Raw genomic sequence first — 12,893 nt, forward strand, 5'->3', positions numbered from 1 at the left:
TTAGAATGTAGAATGTAGAATTATAATTTTAATATATATAAAAAATCAATTTTAAATAAAAGTAATTCCTGCTTTTCCAGCTTTGACAATAAGGTAGTTAATAAATGCACTACTTGAAACTAACATATATTTTGCATCTTCAAAGTCACAATTAGGATTCTCCATTAATGCATGGCGAATACCATCACTATCACTTGTGTAACCATAAAGTTGCTTAAAACCTCTTTCTAATGCAGAATGAAGCTTAATTTTTCCCTTTATTTTATCAAGGGCAGAGCCTAAACTATCTTTTTCATTTTCAGAAATAACTTTTGCTACAGATTCTATGGCCGAAATTGATTCTTTAATAGAATTCCTATAGTCTGGAGATTTCCTATCTGACAATTTTTCAAGTGCGGATTTCAAATGAATATTTACCCCTTTTAGGGATGTAAAATGTCCTGAGTTTTGAATTGACATTTCAATTTCCTCAATTTCACTTTCATTAGTAATTGGTGAAATTAGTCCATCAATAAATCGATAACCCGAAAATTCTCTTTCAAATATTACATTGCAAAATTCCATAAATCTATTACTATCGATAAATCTAATATTTGCTAAAAACTCAATATGCTCATATACATTTAACCAATCACCTTGAAAAAAAGAATCTCTAATAAATTTAGTTTTCAAACTATCATAATGGGGGATTGTGTCAATTGGAAGTTTATAAAAATTATGCCACATATTTTTACATAAATCATCAAATTGGTTGTAATGACCAAGGTTATTAGCTTCAATATGATTGTTTATAATAAATATTGTAATTGCATTCCAAAGTCCGTTTTTCAAATCATCATCTATAGAGTCTATTTGCAATTGTTTTACTGAAGATGCCTTACCTAATCGTTGTGAAAATTTCATATTTCAAATTTAAATTAACAATGAATACTTAACATAAAACTTCAACATTTCGAATAATTGTAATGAATATCAATAGTGAAATATGTAAATCATCAAGCAAAAGTTATGATATTATCATTTTTGCCCCACAATTCTTGTCATCTCTATTATAGAAGGAGATGAATCTCCCCCATCTTTTGAAGAAATATATCCAGAATTTCCATTTTCGTAAATAGCTTTAGCTACTTCAATCATTAAAGCGTTTCTGGTAGTAGAATCCGATTGATCAATTGAAGAAATAAACAACTTAAAAGAATTTAAGGTATTTTGTCTATGTTTATTTAATGTTGCTAAGTGATTTTGCACATTATACTGTTTAAAACAAAAGGAAATCATATAAACTGATACACTCACTATTAACAATCTAGATAATAATTCTAAGGTAACAACAGAGGGAGCCTTATTTAGGTCAATTGGAATTATTGAATTAAGATTAATTGCAAACCATACAAATGTAGAAAGTACTAAAATTGATATTACTAACCAAGTTTGTGCATTTCCAAATTTTAATATAAAAGGAGAAATTGAAAATGACCAATATGAATGTTGCCTAGCTTGTAATTGAAATATCAAAGCATAATCTTGAACAGTTTCTTCAGTTGCTTTTGACTGTAGTTGAACAAATAAATCTTCTGCTTTTTTAGTTGTAGAAATCAATTCTTGTTTTATGATTTCAATTTCATTTTTATCATTTTGAAAAGAACTTAGATTATATGTTTTTATAGTATTATAAACAAGTAAAAAATATGCTCCCTGAGTTGAAGAATCTTTGCCACTATAAATATTTTTATGCCATTCCTTAATGTTATTAATTAATGATGTTCTTTTTCTAAAACTATTTTGTGCATCTAAATCAAAATTATAACTTTTAAGTAAATTCGAAAAATCATTATACTGAGTTACAATTGTTATAACTTGCTCCTTTATACCTTGTGGAATATGATCATTTAATTCCGAATATTTGATCATTTCCTTAATCAATAAATTAATTTCATTTAAAGGATCTTTTATTTCAGTAAAACTCTTTACTCCTAGCTCAGCTCTAAGTAGATCATTTACTTCAAAAGCATAAAATTCCCTAATAGGCTCACTCTCATTATAATAATTTGACATATTTTAAAATTTATATTTTAATAAAATTGAAAAAATATTTTTTTATACAAACCAAATATATAAGGAATTCAATACTATTATGAAGCAATATTCAATCAAAATGAAATCTTAGTCTTTTTGAAAATAATACCTCAAGTAATATACAAGGCTATTTCACATTCATATAATACTTTATTTTCAATATAATGGGGGGATTTCAAATTCTACATTCTTCATTCTCCATTCTTCATTCCCAATTCTACCTTCTTCATTCTACATTACAACACCTTCCCTCTCAACCTCAAGGAATTCGAAATCACGGACACAGAGCTGAAGCTCATGGCGAGGGCAGCGAGCATCGGGGATAATAAGGTACCAAAGAATGGATATAAGACTCCTGCTGCAATGGGAATACCCAGTACATTGTAACCTAGAGCAAAGAATAAGTTTTCCTTGATATTTCGGATGACCATCTGGCTTAGCTTTCTAGCTTTGGCTATATCCCTTAAATCTCCCTTAATTAACGTTATTTCGGCACTTTCTATGGCTACGTCGGTGCCAGTTCCCATAGCAATTCCGATATCCGCTTGAGATAAAGCAGGTGCATCGTTGATACCATCACCTGCCATCGCTACCTTTTTGCCATCAGCCTGTAAACTTACTATTTCATCCAGTTTAGATTGTGGTAGCATCTGAGCTTTCCAAGCATCTAAACCTAATTTCTTACCGACTAAATCCGCCGTTTCTTGGTTGTCGCCCGTTAGCATAATCACTTGTAATCCCTCTGCCTGCAAGTCTTGGATAGCTTGCTGACTCGATTCTTTAATCTTATCACTAATCACCAAAGCTACTTGAGCCTCTTTTTCATCCGCAAAATAGGAAATCGTTTTGCCCTGTTTTTGCTCCGCTATCACTTGCTTAAATAAATCCACGGGAATATTAATACCTCGCTCTTCCATTAATTTTTGGTTACCAATGGCGTACGTTTTACCCTCTATTTGTCCCAAAACCCCTTTGCCCAATAAGGCTTCAAATTGATTTACTTTGACAGAACTAATACCCAAATTCTTCGCAAAAACCACACTGGCTTTAGCCAAAGGATGCTCACTCAAGCTATTCAAAGAAAGGATTTTTTGCCAAACATCTTTCTCAATAATCTCCTCCGAACTGACCAACATTTTCTCCAAAGAAGGTTTACCCTCCGTCACTGTACCTGTCTTGTCGATAATCACCACATTCACCTCCGCCAATTTCTCCAAAGCCTCAGCATTCTTAATCAAAATACCGTTCTGAGCCCCTTTCCCCACTCCTACCATCACCGACATCGGTGTGGCTAGACCCAGTGCACAAGGACAAGCGATAATCAAAACAGCAATGGCATTCACAAAGGCAAATGTATAGGCATTTTCGTTGGCCAACATAGCCCAAGCAATAAAAGTCAACAGCGAAGAAAGCACCACGGCAGGCACAAAATAAGAAGAAATCGTATCTGCCATTTTTTGGATGGGCGCTTTGGAACTACTTGCTTGATGCACCAAATCGATGATTTGTGCCAATAAGGTTTCCGCCCCTACCTTATCCGTTTGCAGTATAAAACTGGTATTCCCATTGATGGAACCTGCCCTGACCATATCTCCCACTTGCTTGTCGACCGGTATCGGCTCTCCAGAAATCATGGATTCATCGATGGAGGCATGTCCTTCTTGAATGGTTCCGTCAACCGGAATTTTCTCCCCTGGTTTTACTCGAATCAAATCATGCTTTTGTATTTGATCAATGGGCACAATCATTTCCTTGCCATCCCGCAAAAGAGTGGCCTCATTGGGAACCAATTTCAATAGCTCACGAATGGCAGCATTGGTCTTTCCATGGGCTCGGGCTTCCAAGACTTGTCCCAAAAGTACCAAAGTTAAAATCACGGTAGCGGCCTCAAAATACACATAGACCGTTCCATGGTGGGAATGAAATTGATGCGGAAAAATAGATGGAAAAAAGAGGGCAATCACTGAAAATAGCCAGGCCGCTCCAGCTCCAATACCAATCAGCGTAAACATATTAAAATGCCGACTCATCAAGGATTGCCAAGCGCGTTCAAAGAACATCCAAGTGGCATAAAATACTACTGGTATGGATAGCAACAATTCCACCCAATTCCAAGTGGTCATGGAAGCCCATTGGAACAAGGGGTTACCAGGAATCATGTCCGTCATGGAAATGATGAAAATAGGCAAGGTAAAAGCTATGGCAATTTTTAGTTTGAACAGCAGCTTGTTATAAGTACTATTTTCATCCTCTGTGCTTCCCGCTTGTGCCACTAAGTCCATCCCACATACTGGACAAGAACCAGGTTTATCATAGGTTTTGTCTCCTTCACAATGCATGGGACAATAATACAAAGCCCCTTGAATGGCGACAGGCTTAGGTTTTGCCAGCATAGGCTGTGGACTTTGCCCGATATGATAATTGCCCCCACTGGCTTGCAGGGCTTTTTCAAAGACCTCGGTCGGAATATGATGTTCCATTTGGATGGTCGCTTCTGCTTTTTCTAGGTCGACAGTAGCGATGGCTCCTTCAACTGAATTCAGTGCTTTTTCAACGTGGCTCTGGCAACCTTGGCAACTCATTCCAGATATGGGGTAGGTGTGTTTCATTTTAATGTAGAATGAAGAATGTAGAATGAAAAAATATTGTTATTAGGGTTTGTGATTAGCAGAGGCAATGTAGAAATAATCATAAAATAGTAAAACAAAAATCATGCACTAAGCATTCAAATATAAGCAAGAATTTTGCGGTAAAATGATAAATCAAAAAAAGCTCCGTTCCCATCTTTCGTAGGATTAACCTTTCAATGTAAAATGTAGATAGAATGTAGAATTTTGCATATTTAATCCCGTCGTTCAGCCCTGCGAAATGTGATGAACGCAGCGGTAGACGAGGTTTTGACCTTGCGCAAAGGCGATGCGCGTCCGCGTCAAAAGTATAGGCGATAGCGGAGAGAATTACGATTCTGCGAAGCAGAATTCGCCTTGGCGGAACGACAAAAAACAAGTTTTTTTTGTTTCTTTTTTTTCAAAAAAAAGATAATCCTCAATAATCTATGCTTAATCAAGTTAATCTTCTACAGCTTTAATCACTCACTACTTTAAGGTCATTACTTTGGTATTTCTTTTTTTGAAAAAAAAGAAACAAAAAAACAGGATGGTTTCGGTTAATCCAACACGAATTCCGCTTTGCGGAACCGATGTTCACTCCGCATACGGCTTTAATCTTTGACGCTTACACTCAGGCCCACGCACGGGGTCAAATATTCGCCTGCCGCTTCGCTCATGCTACGTTCCCATCTTTCGTAGGATTAACCAGAAATTGTAGAATGGAAAATGTAGAATGTAGTATTGAATTACCCCATTTATAAATTATAACCTATAATTTATCATTTCATAGTGGCCCCAGGGGGAATCGAGTCGAACGCGACCCCGGCACATCAAACGTTTAGAAAATAAATCTGATTAGATCGAAGAAATGCACTAATAGCCCATTTATAAATTACAACCTATAATTTATCATTTAATTGTGGCCCCAGCGGAAATCGAGTCGAACGCGACCCCGGCACATCAAACGTTTAGAAAATAAATCTGATTAGATCGAAGAAATGCACTAATACCCCATTTATAAATTACAACCTATAATTTATCATTTAATTGTGGCCCCAGCGGGAATCGAACCCACATCTAACGTTTAGGAAACGTCTATTCTATCCGTTGAACTATGGCGCCAAATAGGCCTGCAAATTAATCATTTTAGAACAAAAATCTTGATAATATTTGATTGGACACCTATTTATCTTGTAACAATAATTCGTACTTTACTACACCAAAAACCTAACACAATAAAAAAACCTCTGGATGAAAAAATCATTTCTTTTAGGTATTAGCTTTCTATTTATTCTTTCATTTGGCCTAATGGCACAAGAGCAAGTGGAACGCTGGAATCGGGTGGAATTATCCTATCAAACTGCATTTAAAGGAAACGGACATCAGGATGTAGCATTTAAAGCCATATTTGTTCATGCCGATACCACGCTAACTATTTCTGGTTTTTATGATGGCAATCAAACCTTCAAGCTACGATTCATGCCTACTCGATTGGGGATTTGGAAATATACAACTCAAAGTAATGTACCTGGCCTAGCCAAAAAAACTGGTACTATGGAATGCATTGCACCTTCTCATGAAAATCATGGCATGGTACGTACAAATAGTTCGGTTCATTTTACTTATGCAGATGGTAAAACCTATTATCCATTTGGAACAACTGCTTATGCCTGGAACCATATGGGTGCTGAATTGCAACAGTTGACATTGAAGTCCCTACAAAAATCAAGATTCAATAAAATCAGGATGTGTGTTTTTCCTAAAAACTATGATTTGGTCAAAGAAGAACCTATCCTTTACCCATTTGTCCTACAAGAAACCAAGCGGGATGCCCAAGGAAATGAAGTAAAAGTGTGGGACTACAATCAATTTAATCCAGCCTTTTTCCATCAATTGGAAAAACAAATCGATGCTTTACAAAGCTTGGGCATAGAAGCTGATTTGATACTTTTTCATCCATACGACAAAGGAAGATGGGGATTTGATGCCATGCCTAGAGAAGTCAACATTCGTTATATTCAGTATCTCTTGGCCCGAATCTCTTCTTTTAGAAACGTGTGGTGGTCGATGGCAAATGAGTGGGATTATGTAAAATCAAAAACGATTGCGGATTGGGATGAATTAACTAGAACAGTGGTCAATGCTGATCCATATCGCCATTTATGTTCCATTCATGGAGCAACTGCCACGTATTACGATTATTGGAAACCTGAATTTAGCCACGTGAGCATTCAAGATGAATCTCCCGTTCAAAGCCCCAATTCAGCTGCCATGTTGCGCAATGTATACCATAAACCTGTTGTCTTAGATGAAGTGGGCTATGAAGGAAATCTTAAATCTCGCTGGGGCCGCTATAGTCCCGAAACCATGACGCATTTGATCTGGAATGGCGTTATAGGAGGAACCTATGTGACTCATGGAGAATCCTTTATGTTCAAAGACCACCGAGACACCATATTTTGGGCCAAAGGCGGGCGATTTATAGGGGAAAGTTGGAAAAGAGTGGGATTTTTGAGACAACTCTTGGAAGAAGGTCCGGGACCATTGAATTTGTCGGATGTTTCCCGAGATAATATTACCTCTTCCGGAGGCAAAGGGAATTATTTGGTCTATTTTGGAAAACAAATCCAAGAATACTGGATGTTTAATTTACCTATTAATAACGGTGCCTTTGGTAAATTGACTGCTGGAACTCGTTTTCGAGTAGATATCATTGATACCTATGGCATGACGATACAAACTTTGCCCGAGATCTTTGAAACTGGTAAAGAAAATGATTATCGCTTTTTCGACAAAGATTTTAAGAAAATCAGATTACCTGAAAAGCCCTATTTGGCATTAAGAATTAGGGAAATCCGATAATTGATTGAATTTAGCTCCTAATTTTTATTAAGAAAGGATTAAGATTCTATGGTCAGGACTATATTTTAGTTAAAAAAAGATAAATTAGACTCTCAATCTAAACCTCTATGTCAAAAAAAGAAAAGCTATCCCTTAGCAGAAGAAATTTCATTCAGCAAGTTTCATTTGCTTCTATATTTCTCCTTTCTGGACAAGTCAAAGCATTAAGTCCATCTGAAGTTGAGGCATTTCGTAAGAAAGTAAAACTACGATTCATTGTTGCTTCCGACATTCACTATGGCCAACCTAACACAGCATTTGAGGAGATGTTAGATAAGTCTATCGCACAAATCAATCAGTTCCATTCCGAGAATCCACTGGATTTTTGTGTCATGAATGGAGATATCGTACATGATGATAAGACATGGATGCCCAAAGCAAAACTTAAAATCGACGGCTTAAAAATGCCCTATTATGTTACCCGTGGCAATCATGATTTAGTGAGTCCCGAATATTGGAAAGACATTTGGGGCACTCCATTAAACCACCAAGTGGTTCACAAAAAAGTGGGTATATTGTTAGGTGATACATCGAATGAACAAGGCAAATACCTCTGTCCAGATTTAACTTGGTTGAAAGAACAACTAGAAGCAAATAAAAAACATAAACAAGTCTTATTGTTTTTGCATATTCCTCAGGCCAAATGGACAAAGCATGGCATTGACCATCCAGAGTTTTTTGATTTGTTGAAAAACTACCCCAATGTGAAAGCTGCATTTCATGGACATGAGCATGATCAAGACGGAGTAAAAATGATGAACAATACACCATTTTTATTTGATTCCCACATTGGAGGTAATTGGGGAACTCCGTATAAAGGTTACCGTGTGGGAGAAATATTAAATGATGGCACTTTAATCACTTATATGATGAATCCAGAAGTAAAAATGGAGGAATTAAGTTTCTAAACGCCAGGATTAAACCGTGTTTTCCCTCCTGAAATTGGCGAAACTCCTAACGCTGTCAGGGTTTGGAACCCTGACAGCGTTGCGGAAGCAGGTTTAATCAGCCGTTTAACGAATGAGATTTTGCATTAATTGTCCAAGATATTGATAATCCAATGGAAACAAATAAGGGAGCTAAATTAGCTCCCTTATGATTTTAATTGAGGTTCAATCTATTGACATATAAGAACGATTGAATCGCGGGCTTCGCGCCAGCAAAATCTACTACATAATAATAAACTCCATCAGGAACTATTTGAGACTGACTCGACTGGCCACTTACAAAATTGATTTCTCCTCCCCAATCATTTTTATAATTGTCCGATTCGAAAATGATAGCTCCTGCCCTATTAAATACTGTGATGTGGTGCTTGGGCATGCTTAATAACCCAGGAATAATCAGTTTATCGTTTTTGCCATCTCCATTGGGTGAAATCCCTTGAGGAGCAAATGGCTCACATACATCTTTATCTTGCATGTTACTTATTCCATCATGATCACAATCTTCTAAGCCTCCATAATTGATATCCAACTCCAAGATATCAATGATTCCATCACCATCATTATCCAAATCACGGTAGTCAGGTATGCCATTTTTATCCGTATCAATAGGGTTGCTAGCATCGGTACCAAATTCTGCGATATCTAATATTCCATTATTATCAGAATCAATATCCTGAAAATCAAAGATACCATCTCTGTCTGAATCCAATGGCTTTGTAGGATCGGGGCCTGCTTCTACTTTATCAGGAATTAAATCATTATCGGAATCCGTATCTCGATAATCAGGCAAAGTATCTCGATCAGTATCTACTGGTCGAGTAAAATCTGAACCAGCCTCCAATCGGTCTGTCATGGAATCATTATCTGAATCTGTATCAATATAGTCTACCAAACCATCTTTATCGGTATCTAAAGGCTTATTTAAATCATTTCCTGCTTCTAACTTGTCCAATAAACCATCATTATCTGAATCGATATCTCGGTAATTTGCCAAGCCATCTTGATCGGTATCTAATGGCTTCGTAGTATCCTTACCTACTTCTATTGAATCTAAGAGTCCGTCATTATCCGAATCGGTATCTACATAATCTGCTTTACCATCATTGTCCGTGTCCACTGGTTTAGACGGATTGGCACCTCCTTCCAGTTTATCCAATATAGTATCATTATCGGAATCTAAATCGATGTAATCTGCTTTCGTATCTCCATCTGAATCAACAGGTTTCATTGGGTTTTGGCCTGCTTCAATCATGTCTAAAATCCCATCATTATCGGAATCGGTATCTCGAAAATCCCATTTCCCATCCGCATCTGAATCCAAAGGTTTAGTTACATCAGAACCAACCTCAATTTGATCAGGAATGGTATCTGCATCTGAATCGGTATCCACATAATCGCGTTTCCCATCTAAATCTGTATCTACTGGTATAGAAGGATCAGCCCCAGCTTCCAATTTATCTGAAATAGTATCATTATCTGAATCTAAGTCCAAATGATCCCAAACTCCATCTCCGTCTGAATCCAATGGTTTAAGTGTATTTACTCCAACCTCAATTTTATCCAATATCGTATCATTATCAGAATCGGTATCTCGAAAATCCATGATTCCATCAGCATCTGTGTCGATAGGATTATTAGCATCTTTGCCTGCCTCCCATGTATCTGAAATTCCATCCCCATCGCTATCTAAATCTTGAAAATCGGCTATTCCATCCAGGTCAGAATCCAATGGCTTAAGTGGATTAGAACCAGCCTCTATTTTGTCTGGAATTAAATCATTATCTGAATCTATATCTTCAAAATCTGCTTTACCATCTAGATCTGAATCCACTGGCTTAGAGCATGAAATGGCTTCTACCGTATCAGGTATTCCATCATTATCTGAATCCAAATCTCTAAAATTGGGAATTTCATCTACATCGATATCCGCTCCCAATTCAATAGCATCAGGTAAACAATCGTTATCTGAATCTAAATCAAGAAAATCAGAACTACCATCTTTATCTGTATCTATCACTGCCACATATTGACCGCGATCATCCCAACCATCTGCCTTTTCATCCTTCAATGTGCTACAGGTAGCGCATTTATTTTTGCCTTCCCAAGCATCAGGAATTCCATCACCGTCTGAATCAGCGTCTAAATAGTTACCTACTCCATCTCCATCATTATCCACATTTCTTTCATCTTGATCACCTAACCAGTCCCCGTCTGAATCCAAATCTCGGTAATTAGGATATGAATCTTTATCTGGGTCTGATGTTCCCTCTACTTGATCCAAAATTCCATCGTTATCTGAATCCAAATCCATATAGTCCTTTTTCCCGTCTCTATCTGTATCTGGTAATGGCAAAGGTTTTCCTCCAAAACCCACTTCTAAAATATCGGCTAAGCCATTCCCGTTATTATCTGTAAAGACTCCATTGATATCAATTTTCCCATCATAATTCTGATCAACAGTTCCTCGTGCATTGTCAGTTGCTTCCCAAACATCTAATATTCCATCACCATCAGAATCCGAATCAATATAATTAGGAATACCGTCTCCATCTGTATCTTGCTCACCTTCGATGGCATCAAGAATACCATCATTATCTGAATCCAAATCCAAGTAATTAGCTTGTCTATCTCCGTCTGTATCAATATTTCTTTCCACGGAATCATTGATTCCGTCGCCGTCCGAATCTGTATCTTGTGAATTCATGCGACCATCACCATCAAAATCAGCACAGGTTCCTAATAAGGAAGAAGTCCCATAACATTCCATGGAGTTCGGAATTCCATCCCCATCATCATCAGCAAAAGTTGTTTCAATTAATTGGCTAGTTCCAGTTGGACTTGTGCTTGCTCTGAATGTAAATGAACCTGTTCCTTCTGCCCCACTATACTTCATTCCTAATGCAGTCAAATTAGCCACACCACTGACGAAATCCGAAGCTGAGGTTAATTTATTGCCACCTGATAACCCTGAAATACTTCCTGATAAAGTAGTGCTAGCCGTCACATTATTAGTTGCAGCATTGAATGAGGTGACGATATTGTCAAATCCATCAAGCGCCGTTACGGTATTAGTTCCAGAAAAAGCACGTTCACTTTGTTGTGGATTGCTAACAATGACTCGAAATTTATTTAAAAATCCAGGATTCACGGTTACCGATAAATTATCCGCTCCTGAAGAAGAAAGCGTTCCATCACTGACTGAAATGGTGGCCGTTTCTGCCTTGTACAATGTCATGCCAGGTAAACTAGTACCATTAGAAAATGTCACACTGGTGGCAGTACCAAAGTTTACTCCAGATACTCGTGGAATATTTCCGCTGATAGCCGTACTGGCTCCTGAAAAAATCAAGGATTTATTCCCCGTATATTCATAGGACTGGTTACCATAACTATCTAATGCGTTGATGGTGATAGCTAAATTAATACCAGCTGTACGCGTAGTTGTTCCTGAAATAGTTAGTCTAACGGCATCACCTCCGCGAATAATGGCTGGAATAGCACCAATGACAGATAAATCTGCATTTCTAATTAAAATATTACCAGAAGCACTAGTAGTTCCTGAATACTTTATTCCGATAGCTTGTAAATTAGCCATCCCATTCACAAAATCAGTCACTCGATTTAGGGTATTTCCACCATAACCTAATGTAAATGTTCCTGCTGCATAATTATTGTTTCCAATAATGGTCAAAGGAGTTGCAGCGGCATTAAAATTAGTAATAACATTGGCATAGCTATCTTGTGCAGTAACCGTATAGGTCCCAGTGAAATTCTTATCAACAATTTGTTCCGGATTGGACAATACCTGGTCAAATCGACCTAATGCGCCAAAACCAACAAGCACACTTAATCCATCAGCTCCTGATGAGGATAAGGTTCCGTCTGAAACCTGAATGGTAGCAGTTTCTGCAAGAAATAAATTTAACGAGGCTGTTGCGATCCCATTGGTAAAAGTAAGACTGGTTGGAGTCCCGAAAGCTATGGAATTAACCTTGGGTGTATCACCTAACGTGGAATTATTCGCCCCAGAAAAAACCACATTACGATTTCCGGTATACGTATTATCCGTCAGGCCTCCGCCGTCAACTGCTGTGATGGTGATAGTTTGTGAAATCCCAGCTGTTTGTGTTCCTGTTCCTGTTATTCTAAATTTGACTGCAGCTGCCATACCCTCAGCATGAGTTAGCTGTGGCAATAAAAATAAGGAAAGAAACAAGCAAATGGTAAGGGAAAAATAGTTAAAATGCTTGATGCATAATATACCAGCGAAGGATTTCTCCTGCTGAAATACAACCGTTTTAGAACACATAATACAAGGAATCAGTTTATAAATTTAAATGAACAGACTAGAAATACTAGA

The 12,893-nt window shown here is 37.3% G+C and carries 6 protein-coding genes and 1 tRNA gene; 2 read left to right on the forward strand and 5 right to left on the reverse strand.

Annotation, left to right across the window (positions count from 1 at the left end):
• Window positions 1-51: 51 nt before the first annotated feature.
• The 4 genes from HME7025_RS09345 to HME7025_RS09360 form a co-directional block, all read right to left on the reverse strand.
• Entirely contained in the window at window positions 52-903 is an 852-nt protein-coding gene (locus tag HME7025_RS09345; RefSeq protein ID WP_109323378.1) for an AbiJ-NTD4 domain-containing protein, read from the reverse strand.
• Window positions 904-1,017: 114 nt separating this feature from the next.
• Entirely contained in the window at window positions 1,018-2,055 is a 1,038-nt protein-coding gene (locus tag HME7025_RS09350; RefSeq protein ID WP_109323379.1) for a hypothetical protein, read from the reverse strand.
• Window positions 2,056-2,312: 257 nt separating this feature from the next.
• Entirely contained in the window at window positions 2,313-4,685 is a 2,373-nt protein-coding gene (locus tag HME7025_RS09355) for a heavy metal translocating P-type ATPase (RefSeq protein WP_109323380.1), read from the reverse strand.
• Window positions 4,686-5,735: 1,050 nt separating this feature from the next.
• A tRNA-Arg gene (locus HME7025_RS09360) sits at window positions 5,736-5,807 on the reverse strand.
• A 129-nt stretch (window positions 5,808-5,936) separates the two neighbouring features.
• On the opposite strand from HME7025_RS09360, the gene HME7025_RS09365 reads away from it, so the two are divergent.
• On the forward strand, window positions 5,937-7,547 hold the full coding sequence (locus tag HME7025_RS09365) for a DUF5060 domain-containing protein (RefSeq protein WP_109323381.1): 1,611 nt from the start codon (window positions 5,937-5,939) through the stop codon (window positions 7,545-7,547).
• Window positions 7,548-7,654: 107 nt separating this feature from the next.
• Entirely contained in the window at window positions 7,655-8,494 is an 840-nt protein-coding gene (locus HME7025_RS09370) for a metallophosphoesterase family protein (protein ID WP_109323382.1), read from the forward strand.
• A gap of 193 nt (window positions 8,495-8,687) precedes the next feature.
• Here HME7025_RS09370 and HME7025_RS09375 read toward each other — a convergent pair whose 3' ends face one another.
• The gene (locus HME7025_RS09375; protein WP_109323383.1) at window positions 8,688-12,842 is read right to left on the reverse strand and encodes a T9SS type B sorting domain-containing protein; all 4,155 of its coding nucleotides are present in this window, start codon (window positions 12,840-12,842) and stop codon (window positions 8,688-8,690) included.
• Window positions 12,843-12,893: the final 51 nt, after the last annotated feature.

This window comes from Aquirufa nivalisilvae (genome assembly GCF_003143535.1).
GTDB lineage: Bacteria > Bacteroidota > Bacteroidia > Cytophagales > Spirosomataceae > Aquirufa > Aquirufa nivalisilvae.

What these genes read in the sequence shown, in the direction of transcription:
- HME7025_RS09345 (WP_109323378.1), bottom strand. Translation starts at nt 903, where the DNA reads ATGAAATTTTCACAACGATTAGGTAAGGCATCTTCAGTAAAACAATTG.
- HME7025_RS09350 (WP_109323379.1), bottom strand. Translation starts at nt 2,055, where the DNA reads ATGTCAAATTATTATAATGAGAGTGAGCCTATTAGGGAATTTTATGCT.
- HME7025_RS09355 (WP_109323380.1), bottom strand. Translation starts at nt 4,685, where the DNA reads ATGAAACACACCTACCCCATATCTGGAATGAGTTGCCAAGGTTGCCAG.
- HME7025_RS09365 (WP_109323381.1), top strand. Translation starts at nt 5,937, where the DNA reads ATGAAAAAATCATTTCTTTTAGGTATTAGCTTTCTATTTATTCTTTCA.
- HME7025_RS09370 (WP_109323382.1), top strand. Translation starts at nt 7,655, where the DNA reads ATGTCAAAAAAAGAAAAGCTATCCCTTAGCAGAAGAAATTTCATTCAG.
- HME7025_RS09375 (WP_109323383.1), bottom strand. Translation starts at nt 12,842, where the DNA reads ATGTGTTCTAAAACGGTTGTATTTCAGCAGGAGAAATCCTTCGCTGGT.